Annotated in this window: 15 protein-coding genes and 1 pseudogene; all 16 read right to left on the minus strand. The window is 63.9% G+C overall.

Annotated elements, in window-relative coordinates:
- A pseudogene (locus WA145_RS04115) lies at positions 1-137 on the minus strand (urea ABC transporter substrate-binding protein); the annotation flags it as partial.
- 82 nt (positions 138-219) lie between these two features.
- Entirely contained in the window at positions 220-951 is a 732-nt protein-coding gene (locus WA145_RS04120) for a GntR family transcriptional regulator (protein WP_422580345.1), read from the minus strand.
- Between the two features lie 4 nt (positions 952-955).
- A complete protein-coding gene (gene atzF, locus WA145_RS04125) occupies positions 956-2758 on the minus strand; it encodes an allophanate hydrolase (protein ID WP_422580346.1) in 1803 nt (600 codons plus the stop codon).
- 192 nt (positions 2759-2950) lie between these two features.
- On the minus strand, positions 2951-3547 hold the full coding sequence (locus WA145_RS04130; RefSeq protein ID WP_090249576.1) for a MarC family protein: 597 nt from the start codon (positions 3545-3547) through the stop codon (positions 2951-2953).
- 75 nt (positions 3548-3622) lie between these two features.
- On the minus strand, positions 3623-6403 hold the full coding sequence (locus WA145_RS04135) for a response regulator (protein ID WP_422580347.1): 2781 nt from the start codon (positions 6401-6403) through the stop codon (positions 3623-3625).
- A 96-nt stretch (positions 6404-6499) separates the two neighbouring features.
- Positions 6500-7789 (minus strand): phosphoribosylamine--glycine ligase, encoded by a 1290-nt coding sequence (gene purD / locus WA145_RS04140; protein WP_422580348.1) that lies wholly within the window; start codon positions 7787-7789, stop codon positions 6500-6502.
- A 119-nt stretch (positions 7790-7908) separates the two neighbouring features.
- On the minus strand, positions 7909-9528 hold the full coding sequence (gene purH, locus WA145_RS04145) for a bifunctional phosphoribosylaminoimidazolecarboxamide formyltransferase/IMP cyclohydrolase (RefSeq protein WP_422580349.1): 1620 nt from the start codon (positions 9526-9528) through the stop codon (positions 7909-7911).
- A gap of 91 nt (positions 9529-9619) precedes the next feature.
- Positions 9620-9940, minus strand: a complete 321-nt coding sequence (gene fis, locus WA145_RS04150; RefSeq protein ID WP_160013071.1) for a DNA-binding transcriptional regulator Fis — start codon at positions 9938-9940, stop codon at positions 9620-9622.
- The gene (gene dusB / locus WA145_RS04155) at positions 9937-10935 is read right to left on the minus strand and encodes a tRNA dihydrouridine synthase DusB (RefSeq protein ID WP_422580350.1); all 999 of its coding nucleotides are present in this window, start codon (positions 10933-10935) and stop codon (positions 9937-9939) included. Before dusB ends, fis begins: the two co-directional genes overlap by 4 nt.
- Positions 10936-11114: 179 nt before the next feature.
- Positions 11115-12440, minus strand: coding sequence for a DUF3426 domain-containing protein (locus WA145_RS04160; protein WP_422580351.1), 1326 nt, complete (start codon positions 12438-12440; stop codon positions 11115-11117).
- Between the two features lie 74 nt (positions 12441-12514).
- Positions 12515-13393 (minus strand): 50S ribosomal protein L11 methyltransferase, encoded by an 879-nt coding sequence (gene prmA / locus WA145_RS04165; protein ID WP_422580352.1) that lies wholly within the window; start codon positions 13391-13393, stop codon positions 12515-12517.
- Positions 13394-13610: 217 nt separating this feature from the next.
- Positions 13611-14960 (minus strand): acetyl-CoA carboxylase biotin carboxylase subunit, encoded by a 1350-nt coding sequence (accC, locus tag WA145_RS04170; protein WP_422580353.1) that lies wholly within the window; start codon positions 14958-14960, stop codon positions 13611-13613.
- Between the two features lie 17 nt (positions 14961-14977).
- Positions 14978-15439, minus strand: a complete 462-nt coding sequence (gene accB, locus WA145_RS04175; protein WP_304869465.1) for an acetyl-CoA carboxylase biotin carboxyl carrier protein — start codon at positions 15437-15439, stop codon at positions 14978-14980.
- A gap of 22 nt (positions 15440-15461) precedes the next feature.
- A complete protein-coding gene (gene aroQ, locus WA145_RS04180; protein WP_422580354.1) occupies positions 15462-15920 on the minus strand; it encodes a type II 3-dehydroquinate dehydratase in 459 nt (152 codons plus the stop codon).
- A 119-nt stretch (positions 15921-16039) separates the two neighbouring features.
- Positions 16040-17812 (minus strand): protein-disulfide reductase DsbD, encoded by a 1773-nt coding sequence (locus WA145_RS04185; RefSeq protein WP_422580355.1) that lies wholly within the window; start codon positions 17810-17812, stop codon positions 16040-16042.
- Between the two features lie 138 nt (positions 17813-17950).
- Positions 17951-19957, minus strand: coding sequence for a methyl-accepting chemotaxis protein (locus WA145_RS04190; RefSeq protein WP_422580356.1), 2007 nt, complete (start codon positions 19955-19957; stop codon positions 17951-17953).
- Between the last annotated feature and the right edge of the window lie 100 nt (positions 19958-20057).

Here is a 20057-nt window from a genome sequence, read left to right on the forward strand (position 1 = left end):
GAAATGGCCATGGTGCCGGACAGCGAGTGCAGGATGCCGACCTTGATGGTCTCGGCGGCCTGCACGGTCCAGCTCATGCCCATGGCGGCGATGGACGCGGTGAGGGTAAAGGCCTTGATCAGGTTGCGACGTTGCATGGTGCGATCTCCATTCACGAACTTAAGTGTTTGAGCTGCTGGTTTTTAGTTGTTTGTCTGGCAGTTAAAACAGGGCCGACTGCTAAGGCTTCACCGCTGCCGCCTGCGTGCTGCGCTGACGCGCGCTGTGCAGCATGTGCAGGGTGATGCTGTGCACTTGCGCCTTGCTGATCTCTATATGGGTCTTGAGCAATAGCTGTGCCTCTTCGCATCGCCGCAACAAAATCGCCGCGAGAATTTCGCCGTGTTCCTCATAAGTGGCCGCCACGCGCGGGCTCTGGGTGAAGTCCAGGCGCCGGATAATGCGGATTTTCTCGCTCACCTCGGCATGCAGGCGGGCCATCTCGCGGTTGCCGGCGGCTTCCACCAGCTGGCAGTGAAACCGCTCATCCAGGCGCGACACTGCGCGGCCGTCCTGTAAACGCTGCTCGGGTTGCACCAGCCAGGTGCGCTCAAGTTGCGCCAGTGCGTCGCTGTGCTCGTCTTTGGGGCGTTCGCATAAGCGCCGCACGGCCTCCAGTTCGAGGACGATGCGCACCTCGTACAGCTCCTCGAAATGGGCGAAGTCGAACGGTTTGACCTGCCAGCCGCTGCGGAAATACACCTGCAGGTAGCCCTCGCGTTGCAGGCGGTACAGCGCCTGGCGCACCGGGGTGCGGCTGGCGGCCACGCGCGCGGCGATCTCGCCTTCGGAAAAGCGATCACCGGGCAGCAGGCGGAACTCGAAGATGTCGTCCTTGAGCTGCTGGTAGATGCGCTCGGCGAGATTTTCCGGGCGCTCCTTGCCGGTGCCGGGTGTGCCGCTCAGCTGCATGAATTCAGCCCTGCTGCTGGCTGGCGATAAACGCGCGCCAGCCGCCGAAGCTGGTGATATCGCGGGCGCCGTTCAGGGCGTAGGGCTCGCAGATAAAGCCCTTGACCCAGCGCCCGTCGGCCAGCTGCAGGTTGCCGATACCCAGCGGTGCGGGGATTTCCGCGACAAATTCGCCAAAGCGCGCCTGGGGGATATCCCACAGCTCGACGATGATTGCTGCACCGTCCTCGGCCACCCGCGCCAGCCCCGGTTTCGGCGGCACGGTGCCGGGCAGGGCATACAGGCGATAGGTGGTGGCGCTGCTGGTTTGCTCCACCAGCACCGCATCGCGGCTGGTGAGCTGAAAGTTCAGCGGCATGCCGCTCAGGTGTGCGCCGACCACGGCGACACGCACGCTGCCGGGGGCCGGTTTGTCACTCGGCGTTTGTGCGGGCAGCGCTTTGCCGGTTGCGCCCAGCGGCAGCTTGCGGGCCTGCTGCCAGCGCTCGCCGAACGCGGCGAGGGCCTGGTCGTGCCAGGCCGGGGCGATCAGGGTGATACCGGCCGGCAGGCCGTCGGCGCGAAAACCGGCGGGTACCGCCAGGGCCGACAGGTCGGCGAGGTTGGTGAAGTTGGTGTAGGTGCCGAACTGGCTGTTGAACAGCACCGGCTCGGCGTCCATCTCGGCCAGGCTGCGAAGGGTCGGCGAGGTCGGCACCACCAGGGCATCGAAGCCGGTCAGGATGTCGTTGATCGTCCGGCTCAGTTCGGCGCGGATATATTCGGCCTGGTAGGCGTCGCAGGCGCTGTATTTGTGGCCGTTGGCGACAATGCCGCGCACCACCGGGTTGATATGGTCGGGATTGACGCCTGCCACCGCCACCGTGCGCTCGGCGACCCAACTGCCGTAATAGAGTTGCTCAGCCAATTGCTGGAAGGGCGCAAAGTCGATTTCCACCAGCTCGGTGCCCAGTTCGCGCAGTGTGCCCAGGGCCTGCTCGAATACGGCCTGGTTCTGCGTGTCACCAAAGAACTCGGGGTTGCTCGGCACCGCCAAACGCGGTTTGGCCGGCATGCCGACCTTGGCGCTATTGGGGTTCTTGCGGCTGTAGGGATCGGCTGCGTCATAACCGCCGGCAATCTGCGCCACGCTCAGGGCATCGCTGACGGTCAGGGCAAAGACCGAGATGCAATCCAGTGTCTTGCAGGCCGGCACCAGGCCGTTGTTGGACAGCCAGCCTTTGCTCGGCTTGAGCCCGACAATATTGTTGAACCCCGCCGGCACGCGCCCGGAACCGGCGGTGTCGGTGCCCAGGGCGAAGGGCACCAGGCCGCGCGCCACCACGCTGGCCGAACCGGAGCTGGAACCGCCGCTGACGTAAGCAGGGTTGAAGCTGTTGCTCACCGCACCATAAGGCGAGCGGGTGCCGACCAGGCCAGTGGCGAACTGGTCGAGGTTGGTCTTGCCGAGCAGGATCGCGCCCGCCGCACGCAGTTTGGCCACCACAGTAGCGTCGGCCGTTGCGGTGTAGGCGAACTCGGGGCAGGCGGCAGTGGTGGGCCAACCGGCGGCGTCGATATTGTCCTTGATGGCGAAGGGCACGCCGTATAGCGGCAGCGTGCTTAGCTCGCCGTTGGCAGCCTCGAGTAGCGCTGGCAACGCATCGAGTTGGGCGTTGAGCTGGACTTCGCTGGCCAGGGCGATCCAGGCATTGTCCTCTGTGCTCAGTTCGAGACGCAGGCTATGCAGCAGCTCGGCGGGGGCTTGGCCGTCGCGGTAGGTCTGTTGCCAGTCGGCGAGGGTGAAGGCGAGAGGGGCGTTGGACATGCTCTGAATTCCATCTTGTATCCAAGTAATGGAATGGCCAGAGCAAGCTCGGTGCCAGGTTGGCTAAATTGTTTTATTTCAAATGGTTAGCGGTATTTGTCGGCGTTGTGACGCGAGGTGCAGGGAGCGTGGTGCACCGCAGTGGGGCTGCTTGCCAGCTTATGGTGCAGCCCGAAGTGCACCTGTGCGGTGTCAGAGGGCGAGGTAGTTCTTCACCCCGGTAAAGATGATCTGCGCGGCCAGGGCGCAGACAAACAGGCCCATCAGACGGCTGACAATCTGCAGGCCCTGATCGCCGAGCAGGCGCTCGAACTGGTTGGACATATACAGCACCACGCCCACCGTGAGGCTGGCCAGGGCGATGCCCAGCACCGCCACGGCCTTGTCGCCCCAGTCCGGCTGGCTGGCGCCCATCAGCAGCAGCGCCCCGATGGTGCCGGGGCCGACGGTGAGCGGGATGGTCAGCGGCACGATGGTCACGTCCTGCTGCACGTTATCGCTCTGCACCGCCGATTTGCCCTGGGCCATGCCGAGGGCCGAGATAAACAGCACACTGCCCGCGCCGATGCGGAAGGCGTCGATGGTGATGCCGAACAGGGTGAAGATGTGCTTGCCGAACAGGTACAGCAGCACGCTGGCAATCAGCACGCCGAGGGCGACTTTCCAGGCCAGGCGCTTGCGTTCCTTGACCGTGTAGCCGCGGCTCAGGCCGATAAAACACGACAGCACGAAGAACGGGCTATAGAGCACCAGCAGTTTCAAATACAGGCTGAACAGCGCGGACGCCATGGAATGGACTCGTCTCGATAAAGAAGGGTGGCAGGGTAAGAGTGTAGAGGCTGCCGGGCAATCCCGGCCGTATCCTCAGGACGGCAGGGCGTCGCGTTGGCGGCGGATTTCCCGCTCGGCCACCCAGTGTTCGATCAACTCGCGCAGTTGCGACATTTCCACCGGCTTGGACATATGCCCGTCCATGCCGACCTGGCGCGCGCGCTCTTTATGCTCATTGAGGATATGCGCGGTGAGTGCCACCACCGGGGTGCGCGAGCGCTGTTCGGCCGCTTCCCAGGCACGCAGCTGCTCGGTGGCGGAGAAGCCGTCGAGCACCGGCATTTCGCAGTCCATCAGCACCAGGTCGTACTGCTGGGCCTTCATCGCGCTGAGGGCCTCTTCGCCGTTGCTGGCGGTGTCGGGTTGCAGGTTGAGTTTGCCGAGCATGCCGCGGATCACCTTGGTGGAGATGGTGTTGTCTTCGGCCACCAGAATGCGGAAATCATTGGGCACGTTCAGCGGCGCACTGACTGGTGTGGGGCTGAACATCGGTGACTCGCCCTTGCCGCGCTGCGCCAGTTCATCGGCCAGGGTGGTTTTCAGGGTGTAGCCGGCCACCGGCTTGGCCAGGATACGTTTGATCCCGGCGTTGCGTGCGATGATCTTGCTCGGCGCATTGCTGATGCCGGTGAGCATGATCACCAGGATGTCGTGGTTGAGGTTGGCGTCCTCCTTGATCCGTGCGGCCAGTTGCATGCCGCTCATGCCGGGCATGTCCTGATCGAGCAGCACGGCATCGAAGTATTCACGCAGGTGCGCCTTGGTGCGCAGCAGGGCCATGGCTTCCTTGCCCGACGGCACGGCGCTGACCTGCATGCCCCAGGCGCTGCATTGCTGCACCAGGACCTTGCGGCAGGTGTCATTGTCGTCCACCACCAGCAGGCGCGCGCCTTGCAGCGAAGCGTCGAGGTCGGCGGTGGGCTGCTCCAGGCGCGTAGCGTCCAGTGGCAGGGTCAGCCACAGGGTCGAGCCCTGGCTGCCGCCGCTCTGGATGCCGAACTCGCCTTCCATCAGGCGCACCAGCTGGCGGGCGATGATCAGGCCGAGGCGGCCGCCGAGTTTGGTCGCGGCGAGGAAGTCCTTGCTGTGCAGTTCGGCATTCAGCAGCGCGTCGCGTTCGTTGGCGCCCAGCGGCTTGCCGCTGTCCTGCACGGCAATGCGCAGACGCGGTTGCTCGGCCGTGGTGTCGAGGGCCACGACTAACAGGACTTCGCCTTCGTCGGTCTGCTTGAAGGCGTTGTCCAGTAAGCTCAGCAGGGTCTGGCGCAGGCGTGTGGGGTCGCCGCTGATCACCCGTGGCACTTGCGGCTGCATAAAGCTGATCAACTCGACCTTCTGCTGCTCGGCCTTGGCGCGGAAGATATCCAGGCAATCCTCGATCAGCGCGTTGAGGTCGAACTGCACGTCATCCAGCTCGATCTGTCCGGATTCCAGCTTGGAGATATCGAGGATTTCGTTGATCAGAGTCAGCAGCTCGTTACCCGAGCTGTGGATGGTCTGTACGTAGTCGCGCTGTTTGGCCGACAGCGGGGTGCCGAGCAGCAGTTCGGTCATGCCCAGCACGCCATTCATCGGCGTGCGGATTTCGTGGCTGATCTTGGCGAGAAACTCCGCCTTGGCCTTCAACTCGGCAGAGCTGGCGGCCAGGGCGCGGCTGGTGCTGAAGTGGTCCTGCAGGATGCGCCGCTGGCGTTCGCTCAGCGCCATGCTGAGGATAAAACCGCTAACTGCGGTAACTGCGAGCAGGCCGTAGGCCAACCACTCGCTCTGCACCGCCCAGTAGCCGAAGAGGACCGGTAGGGCGCCGATAAAGGCCACACAGAACAGCAGCACCGCCAGGCTGAACAGCCGCGCCGGCCGATAACCATGCCGCCAGTGGGTCAGCGCCACCAACAGGATACTCAGGCCGGCGACGGCGTTGAGCAGGTAGACCAGTTGGTTGAACTGCAGGTTGGTGGCCACCAGCAGGGCCACGCAGACCAGGCCGATCACCACCGTTTCAGCGGCCAGCAGGCGGTTCAGCGCTGTGCTCGGGCAGACCTTGTGGAAGAAGCTGGCGGTAAAACACAGGGCACAGAGCGCGGCCAGCAGCATCGACAGGTTGGCGATCTGTGGCTGCAGGCTTTGCCAGTCGCTGAGCCAGGGCGTGCTGATGCCGAGCAGGCTGATCACCGCCAGCAGTTGGCAGACTTGGGTGGCGGCCAGCCACAGGCCGCTGACCGCGCGGGTGTAGGCAAAGCGCACCAGGTTATAAGCCACCAGCATGCCGAGGCAGCCGAGCAGCAGACCGAACAGCAGCGGGCGGTTGTCATCGGCGGCCATGGCCTGCGCACTTTGCAGGGTGATGCTCGGGCGCAGCGCATGTTCCGAGGCCAGGCGCAGGTAGATATCCAGCGGCTGTGCGGCCTTGGGCAGTGGCAGAAGGAAGTCGCGGCTGGCCAGCGGCCGGCTGGAAAATGGCAGGTTGCTGCCGGTGTGCGCCTGTTCGATCAGCGTGTCGCCTTGCAGCACATACAGGTCGAGGTAGGCCAGGTAGGGGGCGAACACCCGCAGCATCTGCGCGTCGGTATTGGCCGGAAGGCGGTGATGCAGCCACAGCGCAGTCTTGCCGCCGGGGGTGTAGAGCTGGGTCAGATCGGTGGCGCGGAACTGCGCCTGGCGCTCGGGGCTGCGCAGATCATTGAGTTGCAGTGCGGCGCTCGGGTCGCTGAGGCTGGACCAGAAAGCCTGCGGCTCTGCCTGAGCGGGCACTAGGGTGAGCGCCATCAGCAGCGTGCTGAGTAGCAGGTAGGTGGCAATCCTCAGCCGGCGCACAGTGAAGTCCCTTTAATAATAAGTGGTCGGATTATAGCCAAGCTGTTCGTGAGGGAAATATGACAAAGGTGGCCAATTGACCACCTTTGTCGACCTTCATTGTTGCCCGCGTTCGCGGGCAATGGCGCGGTAACCGATATCGTTGCGGTAGAAGCTGCCGTTCCAGCGGATCTTCTCGGCCAGGCGATAGGCCTGCTGCTGGGCTTGCTCAACCGTACGGCCGATGGCGGTGGCGCAGAGTACGCGGCCACCAGCGGTGACGATCTGGCCGTCTTTTAACGCCGTGCCGGCGTGGAACACCTTGCCTTCCAGCTGCGCAGCCGCGTCCAGGCCTTCGATGACATCGCCCTTGGCGTAGTCGGCCGGGTAACCGCCGGCGGCGATCACTACACCCACAGTTGGGCGCGGGTCCCAGGTGGCTTCGACCTTATCCAGCGCCTTGGCCAATGCAGCTTCGACCAGCAGCACCAGGGACGATTCCAGGCGGCACATGATCGGCTGGGTTTCCGGGTCGCCGAAGCGGCAGTTGAATTCGATGACTTTCGGCTTGCCGGCCTTGTCGATCATCAAGCCGGCGTAGAGGAAGCCGGTGTAGACGTTGCCTTCGCTGGCCATGCCGCGCACGGTCGGGTAAATGACTTCGTCCATTACCCGCTGGTGCACCTCAGCGGTAACCACCGGGGCCGGCGAGTAGGCGCCCATGCCGCCGGTGTTCGGGCCGGTATCGGCGTCGCCGACGCGTTTGTGATCCTGGCTGGTGGCCATCGGCAGCACGTTTTCGCCGTCGACCATAACGATAAAGGATGCTTCTTCGCCGTCGAGGAATTCCTCGATGACCACCCGCGAACCGGCGTCGCCAAAGGCATTGCCGGCGAGCATATCGCGCACCGCGTCTTCAGCTTCAGCCAGGGTCATGGCGACTATCACGCCCTTGCCGGCGGCCAGGCCGTCAGCCTTGATCACGATCGGCGCGCCGACTTTTTGCAGGTAGGCCAGGGCCGGCTCGACTTCGGTGAAGTTCTGGTAGTCGGCGGTGGGGATCGCGTGACGCGCGAGGAAGTCCTTGGTAAAGGCCTTGGAACCTTCCAGCTGCGCGGCGGCGGCGGTGGGACCGAAGATATCCAGTTTGCGCGAGCGGAACAGATCAACCACGCCTTTCACCAGCGGCGCTTCCGGCCCGACTATGGTCAGCTGCACGTTCTGCTCGGCAAAATCAGCCAGCTGCTCGATAGCCAGCACATCGATGGCGACGTTCTCGCATTTGGGCTCAACGGCGGTGCCGGCATTGCCGGGAGCGACGAAGACTTTGGCGACGCGTTTGTCCTGCGCCACTTTCCAGGCCAGGGCGTGTTCACGACCGCCGCTGCCGATAATCAATACGTTCATGTTGCTCTCCCAATGGAGGCGGGCGCGGGGCCCGTTCGGTGGATAAGCGAAGCGTTATCCACCCTACGAAATCGGTGTGGCGTAGGGTGGATGGCCGCAGCCATCCACCGCTCCGTCAATCAATGACGGAAATGGCGCATACCGGTGAAGACCATCGCTATTCCTGCTTCATCGGCGGCGGCAATCACTTCCGCATCGCGCATTGAGCCGCCTGGCTGGATCACCGCGGTGATGCCATTGGCCGCCGCGTTGTCCAGGCCGTCGCGGAACGGGAAGAAGGCGTCGCTGGCCATCACCGAACCGGCGACCTGCAGGCCGGCGTGCTCTGCCTTGATCGCGGCGATGCGCGCGGAGTTGACCCGCGACATCTGACCGGCGCCGACGCCGATGGTCTGGCGGCCCTTGGCGTAGACGATAGCGTTGGACTTAACGAACTTGGCCACTTTCCAGGCGAAGATCAGGTCGTGCACCTCCTGCTCGCTCGGCGCGCGCTTCGTGACGATCTTCAGGTCTTCTGCCTTGATCATGCCGATGTCGCGGCTCTGGACCAGCAGGCCACCGTTGACCCGCTTGAAGTCCCAGCCGGCGCTGCGCTCGGCCGGCCATTCGCCGCATTCCAGCAGGCGTACGTTGGCTTTGGCAGCGACGATGGCGCGGGCCTCCAAGCTGATTTTCGGCGCGATGATCACTTCGACGAACTGACGCTCGACGATGGCCTGGGCGGTGGCACCGTCCAGCTCACGGTTGAAGGCGATGATGCCGCCAAATGCGGATTCGCTGTCGGTGGCGTAGGCCAGTTCATAGGCCTGGCGGATGCCGCCTTCGCTGTCCAGGGCCACGGCCACGCCGCACGGGTTGGCGTGTTTGACGATCACGCAGGCGGGTTTGACGAAGCTCTTCACGCATTCCAGGGCGGCGTCGGTGTCGGCCACGTTGTTGAACGACAGTTCCTTGCCTTGCAGCTGGATGGCCGTAGCCACGCTGGCTTCGCCTCCGCCATTCAAGGAGCCGGCTTCCACGTAGAACGCCGCGCTCTGGTGCGGGTTCTCGCCGTAGCGCATTTCCTGGGCCTTGATGAACTGGCTGTTGAAGGTACGCGGGAACGCGCCGCGCTCTTCGGTGGAGAGGGTGTCGCGGCTCTGGTCGATGGTGCCCAGGTAGTTGGCGATCATGCCGTCGTAGGCGGCGGTGTGCTCGAAGGCCTTGAGGGCCAGGTCGAAGCGCTGGGCGTAGCTCAGGCCGCCGGCTTTCAGCGACTCGACGATGCCGGTGTAGTCGCTGGCGTTGACCACGATGGCCACGTCTTTGTGGTTCTTCGCCGCGCTGCGGACCATGGTCGGGCCGCCGATATCGATGTTCTCGATGGCGTCAGCCAGGTCGCAGCCCGGCTTGGCCACGGTGGCCGCGAAGGGGTAGAGGTTGACCGCAACCAGGTCGATCGGCTTGATGCCGTGCTGCTCCATCACCGCGCCGTCAAGGGCGCGACGGCCGAGGATGCCGCCGTGGATCTTCGGGTGCAGGGTCTTGACCCGGCCGTCCATCATTTCCGGGAAGCCGGTGTAGTCGGCCACTTCCACGGCTTTGACGCCGTTGTCCTTGAGCAGCTTGTAGGTGCCGCCGGTGGAGAGAATTTCCACATTCAGGGCGACGAGCTCGCGGGCAAACTCGAGGATGCCGGTCTTGTCGGAAACACTGATCAAGGCGCGGCGAACGGGGAGGCGGGTGGTCTGGTCGGTCATTGCAGAGTCCATCAGGCGGAAGTTTTGGCAATCAAAGAGCTATCAGTAAAAAAGGCGGCTTATGTGGGCCGCCCTTTTCGGGAGTTCGGGGTTACAGCAGGTCGTATTGCTTGAGCTTCTTGCGCAGGGTGCCGCGATTCAGGCCGAGCAGCTCGGAGGCCTTGGTCTGGTTGCCCTTGACGTAGTTCATTACGGTTTCCAGCAGGGGCGCTTCCACTTCGGTGAGCACCAGGTTGTACACGTCACTGACGTCGGCGCCCTCAAGGTGGGCGAAATAATTGTGCAGGGCCTTCTCAACGCTGCCGCGCAGGGTTTGCCCCTCTTCGCTGGGCGTATTGAGATGCTGCTTCAAACTGCTGTTGTCACTCACGGGAGCCATTCCACTCTCTAAGGTCTCAGTCAACATCGTCATGCGGCCACCCCTTCTCCATTGTTATGACGTTCGCTGAAAAACTCGCGAACGTTGGTGCACTGCGCGTCCGTACTGTCCAGACGATTGAAGTGGGCGCGGAACTCCCTGGCGCCCGGCAAGGTTGCGAGATACCAACTGACATGCTTGCGGGCAATGCGTACGCCCATTACATCGCCGTAGAAGGCGTGCAGTGCAGCCAGATGTTCAAGCAGAATGCGTTCCACCTCACACAGCGCTGGTGCCGGGAGCTGTTCACCGGTACGCAGGTAATGCTCGATCTCACGGAATATCCACGGCCGGCCCTGAGCCGCGCGACCGATCAGCAGGCCGTCGGCGCCAGTGGCGGCGAGTACCAGCTTGGCCTTCTGCGGCGAATCGATATCGCCATTGGCCAGCACCGGAATCGACACAGCCTGTTTGATCGCGGCGATGGTGTCGTATTCGGCCTCGCCCATATACAGGTCGGCGCGGGTGCGGCCATGCACGGCCAGCGCGACAATGCCGGCGTCTTCGGCAATTTTCGCCACGTTGATGCCGTTCTTGTTCTCCCGGTCCCAGCCGGTGCGGATCTTCAGGGTCACCGGCACATCCACGGCGGTGACCACGGCCTGAAGAATCTCGCGGACCAGCGTTTCGTCTTTCAGCAGGGCGGAACCGGCAGCCTTGTTGCAGACCTTCTTGGCCGGGCAACCCATGTTGATGTCGATGATCTGTGCGCCCATTTCCACGTTGCGCCGCGCCGCTTCGGCGAGCATCTCGGGATCACCACCGGCGATCTGTACCGAGCGCGGCTCGGGATCACCGCTGTGGATCATGCGCAGGCTCGACTTGCGGGTGTTCCACAGGCGTACATCGCTGGTGACCATTTCCGACACCACCAGACCCGCTCCCATACGCTTGCACAGCTGGCGAAATGGCTGGTCAGTGACCCCCGCCATGGGGGCGAGAATCAGCGAATTGGGCAATGTATAGGGGCCGATGCGTAGCGCCGACATAGGGCTTCCCTGCTCAAGAGACCTGCTGCTGAACAAATAGGAGAGTGCGAAAAAGGGTGGGCATGATACCCGCTCTGGATGACCGGAGAAAGGCTGTTTTGAACAAATTCTGAACAGCTCTGGGCTTATCGCGAAGGGTTTGGTTGGCGCAGATTCTCAAGCAATCCGCGGCATGCAGACTATTCCGGCGAGTGGAAGCTCAGGCTGTAGTTCACTGCCTGGGTGCCAGGGTCGAGGATGTCCAGGGAGATGTGAATCGGCGTCTGCGGCGGCATTTCCGCGTTGCCGGCCAGCTCGCCAGCGAGGTATTCGCTGGGTTTGAAGCGGCGGCTGGCGAGCAGTTGGCCGTTGATGTCGGCAAAGCGCATTTCCAGCAGCGGGAAGGGCTGGGAGAACGGTGCGCGGTTGTAGAGGATGGCGTCGACCACCAGCGCGCCGCTGAATTCCGGGTGGCTGCGCACCACCAGGTTGCTGCTCTTGACCTGGGCGATATCGACCTTGGACGGCAGCTGGCAACCGACGGCCGGGCACAGCTGCTCGAACCAGGGGCGGTACTGGTCCTGGCGCGCCAGTTCATTGAAGTGATACATCAGGTACTGCCCGGCCAGGGCGGCTGCGCCGAGCAGATTCAGCAGGCCCCAGCCGAGCCAGCGGCCCCAGGGTTTCTTCGGTTGTTGCCAGTCCAGTTGCAGGGGTTCGTCATCCAGCTCGAACAGGTGCTCGTCACGCAGTTCGGGCTCGCTGCGCGCGGCCTTTGGCGGCGCCGCTACGACGGGCTCGTCATCACGCGGGCGGTCTGTCAGCGCGCTAAAGGGCTCGCGCTCGGCATGCAGTTCAATGTGCTCGGTTTCTGGCTCAGGGTGGCGGCGGTCAAGGGCGCTGAGGTCGAGTGCTGGCTCGTCATCGGGCTCGCTGATCGGTGCTGGTGTTATAGGCGCGGGCGGAATAGGCCGTGCAGGGGGCGTCAGCGGCTGAGGTTTGGCGCTCAGGCTGGCGGCGGGCTTGCTCAGCTCATCCTGCAGCAGGGCTTCGGCCCAGCGTTCATCGTGCGGGTCGTGCTCGATCGGCTCGGGCGCCAGAAAGCCTTCGTTGTATTTCGGCGCGTTATCAATCGCCAGGAACTGCTTGGACAGCTGCTGCTCCTGGGCTTCGAGCTTGGCCAGCTCTTCATCCAGGTCGAGGCCGTCGAGGTCCAAGTCGTCATGAATCCATAGCGTATCGCTGGCTTTACTGCTGGCGGGCGCGGCCGGTAGTGCGGGAGCGGCGCTGGGCATGGCCGGGCGCGGTGCGGGTGGTTTGCTGGGTTGTGGCGCCGGCGTTGGCGCAGTAGCTGGCACTGCGGGTGGCGGCAGTTGCTGGCCCTGCTCACGCAGCTGTTGCGCGGCATTGAACACATGCAGGCAGGCTCCGCAGCGCACGGCACCATGGGCGGCACCCAGCTGCGTGAGGTTCACGCGAAAGCTGGTGCGGCAATGGGGGCACTGGGTGACGAAGCTCTGGGTCATGCGGCGATCCGGCTAAACGAGGCGGCTAGTCTAACGCAAGTGCTTGCTAATGCAGCAGCTGCGCGCTGGGGCGGTTAGCGGCGTACGCCACTGATGCGCACCCAGCCGTCTTTGTCGGCGGTCGGGTCGAGGGTAAAGGCGTCGTCGTAGGCGGCGCGCACCTCTGCGGCCTGTTCGGCGAGGATGCCCGACAGCGCCAGGCGCCCGCCCGATTTGACCAGGCTAGTGATCTGCGGTGCCAGCGCCACCAGCGGGCCGGCAAGGATATTGGCGACCACCACGTCGGCCGGCTGTTGCGGCATGTCGTCTGGCAGGTAGAGCGGGAAGCGTGCTTCGTCGATGCCGTTGCGCCCAGCGTTATCGCGCGAGGCTTCGATGGCCTGGATATCGATGTCGGTACCGACTGCTTGCGGTGCGCCGAGCAGCAGGGCGGCAATCGCCAGAATGCCCGAGCCACAACCGAAGTCGATCACGCTGCAGTCCTGCAGGTTCTGGCCGTCCAGCCACTCCAGGCACAGCGCGGTGGTCGGGTGGGTGCCGGTGCCGAAGGCCAGGCCCGGGTCGAGTAGCAGGTTGACCGCGTCCGGCTCCGGCGCGGCGTGCCAGCTCGGTACAATCCACAGGCGCTGACCGAAGCGCATCGGCTCAAAACCGTCCATCCAACTGCGCTCCCAGTCCTGATCGGCGATCACCTCGGCGTGATGCTCTGGCAGCTCAGTGCCGGTCAGCAGGTGCAGGTGGGCGAATACTGCGCTGGCGTCGGTATCGGCTTCAAACAGGGCAAGCAGGTGGGTGTGCGACCAGAGTGGCGTGGTGCCCAGGTCCGGCTCGAAGATCGGCTGGTCTTCGGCGTCCATAAAGGTCACCGACACGGCGCCGACTTCCAGCAACGCATCTTCGTAGGTTTGCGCCTGCTCCGGGGTGATGGCGAGACGGACTTGTAACCAGGGCATGGCAAACCTCGTAAACGATGCGGCGGGACGAATTGGCGCGCAGCTTACTTGAACGGGAGTGCGTGCTGCCAGTGTAGGGCGGATGTCGCTTTCTACATCCACCGGAAGGTGATGGATGGTCAAACCGTGGAAAACGCTTCGCGGTTTCCACCCTGCGGTCGGCAGAAACGACAAGGGCCGCCAGATGGCAGCCCTTGTCTGTGCGCTATGCCGAAGCTTAGTGCTTATCCATACCCAGTTTCTTTTCCAGGTAATGGATATTCACGCCGCCCTTGCAGAAGCCTTTATCGCGAACCAGCATGCGGTGCAGCGGCACGTTGGTCTTGATGCCGTCGACGACGATCTCGTCCAGGGCGTTACGCATACGGGCCAGGGCCTCGTCACGGGTGGCGCCGTAGGTGATCAGCTTGCCGATCAGCGAGTCGTAGTGCGGCGGTACGCTGTAGCCGCTGTACAGGTGTGAATCGACCCGTACGCCGTTGCCGCCCGGGGCGTGGAAGTGCTTGACCTTGCCGGGGCAGGGCATGAAGTTGTCCGGGTCTTCGGCGTTGATCCGGCATTCCAGCGCATGACCACGAATCACCACGTCACTCTGCTTGAACGACAGCTTGTTGCCAGCGGCGATGCTGAGCATCTCCTTGACGATGTCGATGCCGGTGACCATTTCTGAAACCGGATGCTCCACCTGGACGCGGGTGTTCATCTCGATAAAGTAGAAATGCCCATCTTCGTAGAGGAACTCGAAGGTGCCAGCGCCGCGATAACCGATCTCGATACAGGCGTCGACGCAGCGTTGCAGCACTTCGGCGCGGGCTTTTTCATCGATGCCCGGAGCCGGCGCTTCTTCCAGGACCTTCTGGTGGCGGCGCTGCAGCGAGCAGTCGCGGTCACCCAGGTGGATGGCATTGCCCTGGCCGTCGGAGAGTACCTGGACTTCCACGTGACGTGGGTTGCCGAGGAACTTCTCCAGGTAGACCATGGGGTTGCCGAACACCGAACCGGCTTCGCTGCGGGTCAGCTTGGCCGATTTGATCAGGTCTTCTTCCTGGTACACCACGCGCATGCCGCGACCACCGCCGCCGCCAGCGGCCTTGATGATCACCGGGTAGCCGACGTCGCGAGCAATCTGCAGGGCAGTTTCTTCGTCTTCCGGCAGCGGGCCGTCGGAGCCAGGCACCACAGGCACGCCGGCCTTGATCATGGCGTGCTTGGCCGAGACTTTGTCGCCCATCAGGCGAATGGTCTCGGCTTTCGGGCCGACAAAGGCAAAGCCGGAGTTTTCCACCTGTTCGGCAAAATCGGCGTTTTCCGCCAAAAAGCCGTAGCCGGGGTGGATGGCGGTGGCGCCGGTGACTTCAGCGGCGCTGATGATCGCCGGAATATTCAAATAGGACAGCGCGCCGGTGGCGGGGCCGATGCATACGGACTCGTCGGCCAGGCCCAGGTGCATCAATTCACGGTCGGCGGTGGAGTGCACCGCGACGGTCTTGATGCCCAGCTCTTTACAGGCGCGCAAGATGCGCAGGGCGATCTCGCCGCGGTTGGCGATCAGAACTTTTTCCAACATCGCTGGCTCTCCGTGGATCAAACGATGGTGAACAGAGGCTGGTCGTATTCCACCGGCTGACCGTTCTCGCCCAGGATGGATTCGATCACGCCGCTGGTTTCGGCCTCGATGTGGTTCATCATCTTCATTGCTTCAACGATGCAGAGGATGTCGCCTTTCTTCACGCTCTGGCCGACTTCAACGAAGTTGCCCGAGGTCGGGCCGGACGCGCGATAGAAGGTGCCGACCATCGGCGAACGCACCACGGTGCCATTCAGCTTGGCGGCAGCAGGGGCTGCGGCTTCAGCGGCGACCGGTGCCGCAGCAACCGGAGCAGCAGCAGGCGCAGGCGCCTGGGCGTACATCGGCTGTTGCATAAAGGCCGGCTGCTTGCTGTGGCGGCTGATGCGCACGGACTCTTCGCCTTCGCGAATCTCCAGCTCGTCGATGCCGGATTCTTCCAGCAGCTCGATCAGTTTTTTGACTTTACGAATATCCATAGTGGTTCAACTCCCGGTGAGGTCAGGGGCGCTTAAGTTCAAGTTGTTCAAGTTGTTCGAGTGCAGCCTCCAGGGCCAGTCGATAACCGCTGGCGCCAAGGCCGCAGATCACGCCTACCGCGACATCGGAAAAGTAGGAGTGATGGCGGAAAGCTTCGCGTTTGTGCACGTTGGACAAATGCACTTCGATGAATGGGATGCTCACTGCCAGCAATGCGTCACGTAATGCGACGCTGGTGTGAGTAAAAGCGGCAGGATTGATCAGGATAAAGTCGACACCTTCGCCCTGGGCGGCGTGAATACGCTCAATTAGCTCGTACTCGGCATTGCTCTGCAGGTACAGCAGGTGGTGGCCTGCCTCGCGTGCGCGGCGCTCCAGGTCGAGGTTGATCTGCTCCAGGGTGACGGCGCCGTAAACCCCTGGCTCGCGGGTGCCGAGCAGATTGAGGTTGGGGCCGTGCAATACCAGTAGGGTCGCCATGGCGGTGCTTCCTTGTTTTCTACTGCGCAGGACTATGCCGCGACAGCGCAAGTCTGTCCAGTTCTCAGCAATAGTCGACACGATGACCGCAGATTGCGGCAGATATATGACTAGGGGCGTTAAAAACGTTCCCGCGCCGTGCTCAGGCGGGCGGCAAAGGTCGCCGCGTCCACCTCACCTACGACACGCAGATCGCGCCATTCGTCACCCTTGGCGTCGAACAGCAGAATCGCCGGCGGGCCGAACAGCTGGTAGCGGTCGAGCAGGGCACGCTGCGCCGGGTTGCTCTCGGTGATGTCGAAGCGCACCAACTGATAGTCGCCCAACTGGCGGCCAACTGCTGGGGCGTTGAGCACTTCACGCTCGATCACCTTGCAGCTGATGCACCAGTCGGCGTACCAGTCGAGCAGCAACGGCTTGCCGTTGTTTTGCGCGGTGAGCAGGGCGGCATCCAGCTCGGCGGGGGTGCTGATGGTTTGCCATTGGCCAGCGTGCACCTGCTGCGTTGCTGCTGTGCTGCTGAGCATACGGCCGAGCGGGCGCAGTGGGTCATCCTGGCCCTGCAGCGCGCCGACCCAGGCCACCAGAGCGTACACCAGCAGCGGCAGGCCAAGCAGTTGCGCGAGCTTCTGGTGATGGGTTTTCGGCGTCAGTTCCAGCGCGCCGAGCCACAGCGCCACGCCTGCCGCCAGCAGGCCCCAGAGTGCCAGGCTGACTGGGCCAGGTACCACGCGTTCCAGCAGCCAGATCGCCACCGCCAGCAGCAGCGCGCCGAACAGGTTGCGCACCATCAGCATCCACGGCCCGGATTTCGGCAGCAAGGCGCCGCCACCGACGGCGAACAGCACCAGCGGCGCGCCCATGCCCAGGCCCAGGGCCAGCAGCTTGAGGCCGCCGCCAACCGCGTCGCCGCTGGCGCTGATATACAGCAGCGCACCGGCCAGTGGCGCGGAAACGCAGGGCGACACCAGTACGCTGGACAGCACGCCGAGGGCGGCGGCGCTGTAGACGGTGCCGCCATGCAGGCGTTGGCTCAGGCGCTGCAGACGGCCGTCGATGGCCGCCGGTAGACGCAGTTCGAGAAAGCCCAGGCTGGCCACGCCGAACAGGGCGAAGAAGATCGCAAAGGGCACCAGCACCCAGGGCGATTGCAGGCGCGCCTGCAGATTGAGTTCGGCACCGAACAGCCCCATCAACGCGCCGAGGATGGCAAAGCTCAGGGCCATTGGCAGCACGTAGGCCAGCGACAGCACCAGGCTGCGCAGGCCGCCCGGCTGGCCGCGCAACACCACGCCGGTGAGGATCGGCAGCATCGGCAGCACGCATGGGGTGAAGGTCAGCGCCAGGCCGCCGAGGAAGAACAGCGCCAGATCGCTCCAGCTCCACGGCGTTGCCGCATCAGATGCAACGCTGCTGGCCGCGGCGCCGCCGCCAATCGCCAGCACTTCGGTTTCCGGCGGGTAGCACAGGCCTTTATCGGCGCAGCCCTGGTAGTTGACGCTGAGATTGAAGGGGCGATTGTCCGGGTTGTCGAGCGGCACTTCGACATCCAGCACCTCGTAATACACCTCGACATCGCCGAAGTACTCATCGTGCTTGGCCTGGCCAGCCGGCAGCACGGCCTGGCCCAGGCTTATATCGGCCGGCTCGCTGCTAAAGCTGAATCGATGCTTATAGAGGTAGTAACCCTCGGCGGCGACAAAGCGCAGCTTCACCGATTCGCTGGAGCTGCTGATCAGGCTCAGCTTGAACGCCTCGCGTACCGGCAGGAAGTCCGTGCTGTTGTTCAATGGTGCACCCAATTGCGTAGGGGCGGGTGGCTTGTCGAACAGGCCGGCGCTGGTCGGCAGGGCGACGACGAGGAGCAGAAGCAGGCTGAGTAAACGGTGCATGGCAGGCTCGTGAGGCAGGAGTCGCCGCATCATAGCGGAGGCGAGCGGCTCAGGGCACGGCCCAGGCTGTAAGCGGTCTTGTCCGCAGGCTGAAAGGCGCGCGACAGATTGCCGCGCTCAGCGGCCGTTAACCCTCTGTTAAACCCTGAACGCCTGCACGGCGGTGTGCAACTGGCCGCCGAGTTGCAGCAGCTGCTCGCCCTGATTGCGGCCCTCGCCGATGCGCTGCAGATTGTCGCCGCCCAATGTGTGGATGCGCTCGCTGTGCCCGCGAATCTCGCTGACGGCGCTGTTCTGTTGTGCCGTGGCATCGGCAATGCGCTCGGCCATGCTGGCGATGGTGCGGATCGCCGCGACGATGTCATCCAGCGCGCCATCGGCGGCTTCGGCCTGGCTGGCGGTGGCCTCGGCGTGTTCGACCTGAGTACGCATGGCCTGCACCGATTGCAGTGCGGCCTGTTGCAGGCGGCCGATCAGCTCTTGAATCTGCGCGGTGGCGCCGCTGGTGCGTTGCGACAGTGAACGCACTTCATCGGCCACCACGGCAAAGCCGCGGCCCAGCTCGCCTGCCCGCGCCGCTTCAATAGCGGCATTCAGGGCGAGCAGATTGGTCTGCTCGGCGATGCCGCGAATCACCGTCAACACATTGCCGATGGTCGCGGTTTCCTCGGCCAGGCGTTCGATGGCCTGGGCGTTACCCTGCACCTCACCGACCAGCGAATGCAGGCCGGTAAGGCTGTGGCCGATCACCTGCTGACCCTGTTCCAGGGCGCGGTTGGCGTCGCGGCTGGCATCGGCGGCCTGGCTGGCGTCGCCGGCCACCTGCTGGATGGTGGCCTGCAGCTCACCGAGGGCGTCGTGAATCTGCGCGGTGTCGCCGGCCTGGCGCTCGGCGCCGCCATGCAGGCCGCCGCTGAGCTCGGCCAGGGTGCGGCTGGAACCGACCACCTGTTCGGCGTGCTGGCGGATGGTGCCGACCAGGTCGACCAGATAGGCGCGCAGGCGGTTGAGCGACTCTTCGATATCGCGCAATTCCTGGGTGCGCGAGTCGAGATGAATATCAGCGGCAAAGTCTCCTTGCGCCCAGGTCGACAGTGCCGGTGCCAGGTGACTGAGCACGCGGGTCAGGCGGCGCTGAAGGGTGTCGATGATCAGTGCAATCAACAGAATCAAGCCGATCATCAGGCCGAGGATCAGCTGCACCTCACCCTGGATGCGCCCGTGTTCGGCGCGTACCAAGGGTTCCAGCGCGGCGAGAGCCTGTTGCACCTGGTCGATCTGCATGCGCGTGCTGCTGGCCAGGGCGCTGCGTTGTTCGATCAGGCTGCGGGTGCGCTGCAGTTCGGCCGGGTAGCGGCTGATCAGGTTGGCCAGGTCGCGCTTGAGGGCGATGCCACGGTCTTCGGTCTGGCTGCTCTCGCTGCTGGCATCCAGCCCCAGCAGGTCGGCAAAGGCGTCGCTGGATGATTGGCTGGCGTCGGCCACGCCAAGCAGCGGCAACTCATTAAGCGCCTGCGCCTGTTTGTCCAGGGCTGTCAGCTCGCGTTCGACTTCGCTGGCCAGCTCGCTGCGGCCGCTGCGCACCAGCTTGTCGCGGGCATGGGCCAGGCGGGTGAGGTGGCGTGCCGCGCTAAACAGTGGGCCGCGGTAATTGGCGGCGGCATTGGCTGCGCCGCTGTCGGCGTATTGCGCCAGTTGCTCCAGCGCCGCGTCCATCTCGCGCTCGGCTTGCAGCAGCAGGCCCTGCGGGTCGGCGGAGAGCTTGCCGGCGGCCAGCAGCTGGTTGGCGCTAAAGGCTTTCAGCGCGGCGAGGCTGGGGCGCAGGTTGGTGGCCAGTTGGGTAGGCAGCTCAGTCATGGCCTGTTCGAGGCTGTCCAGCGATTGCAGGGCGGCGCTGTGGCGCAGGGCGTCGCCGCTGTCCAGGTAGGCGCTGATGTTCTGTGCGACCTCGCCCTGAAAGTGCTGGGACAGACTCAGGTAGCGCGCCATCAGCAAGTAAGGCCGTTCCAGGGCGCGTTGCGACCACCAAAGGGTCACGGCCAGGGCCACGCAGACGGTGACCAGCAGCATTGTGTTGAGGTTGGTAAGGGATTTAAGGCGCATAGGGCTCGACCCGATAACGAACGGTTCCGGCCGCCGACGCATGCGTCAGGGCGGCTGCTAAGCCTCAGAATTTATTGCTTTTTCGTGACCGTAATATGACGGCGCCGACGGCGTCACGGTTTTCTGTCGGGTGCTTGGCAGC

Origin of the sequence: Pseudomonas sp., assembly GCF_049301935.1 — a bacterium.
Classification (GTDB): Bacteria; Pseudomonadota; Gammaproteobacteria; order Pseudomonadales; family Pseudomonadaceae; genus Aquipseudomonas.

Excerpts from the sequence above, each read along its gene's own strand:
- purH (WP_422580349.1), bottom strand. The coding sequence starts at position 9,528 with ATGACCGACCAGACCACCCGCCTCCCCGTTCGCCGCGCCTTGATCAGT.
- WA145_RS04120 (WP_422580345.1), bottom strand. The coding sequence starts at position 951 with ATGCAGCTGAGCGGCACACCCGGCACCGGCAAGGAGCGCCCGGAAAAT.
- atzF (WP_422580346.1), bottom strand. The coding sequence starts at position 2,758 with ATGTCCAACGCCCCTCTCGCCTTCACCCTCGCCGACTGGCAACAGACC.
- dusB (WP_422580350.1), bottom strand. The coding sequence starts at position 10,935 with ATGTCGGCGCTACGCATCGGCCCCTATACATTGCCCAATTCGCTGATT.
- fis (WP_160013071.1), bottom strand. The coding sequence starts at position 9,940 with ATGACGATGTTGACTGAGACCTTAGAGAGTGGAATGGCTCCCGTGAGT.
- prmA (WP_422580352.1), bottom strand. The coding sequence starts at position 13,393 with ATGCCCTGGTTACAAGTCCGTCTCGCCATCACCCCGGAGCAGGCGCAA.
- accB (WP_304869465.1), bottom strand. The coding sequence starts at position 15,439 with ATGGATATTCGTAAAGTCAAAAAACTGATCGAGCTGCTGGAAGAATCC.
- purD (WP_422580348.1), bottom strand. The coding sequence starts at position 7,789 with ATGAACGTATTGATTATCGGCAGCGGCGGTCGTGAACACGCCCTGGCC.
- WA145_RS04185 (WP_422580355.1), bottom strand. The coding sequence starts at position 17,812 with ATGCACCGTTTACTCAGCCTGCTTCTGCTCCTCGTCGTCGCCCTGCCG.
- aroQ (WP_422580354.1), bottom strand. The coding sequence starts at position 15,920 with ATGGCGACCCTACTGGTATTGCACGGCCCCAACCTCAATCTGCTCGGC.
- accC (WP_422580353.1), bottom strand. The coding sequence starts at position 14,960 with ATGTTGGAAAAAGTTCTGATCGCCAACCGCGGCGAGATCGCCCTGCGC.
- WA145_RS04190 (WP_422580356.1), bottom strand. The coding sequence starts at position 19,957 with ATGCGTCGGCGGCCGGAACCGTTCGTTATCGGGTCGAGCCCTATGCGC.
- WA145_RS04130 (WP_090249576.1), bottom strand. The coding sequence starts at position 3,547 with ATGGCGTCCGCGCTGTTCAGCCTGTATTTGAAACTGCTGGTGCTCTAT.
- WA145_RS04160 (WP_422580351.1), bottom strand. The coding sequence starts at position 12,440 with ATGACCCAGAGCTTCGTCACCCAGTGCCCCCATTGCCGCACCAGCTTT.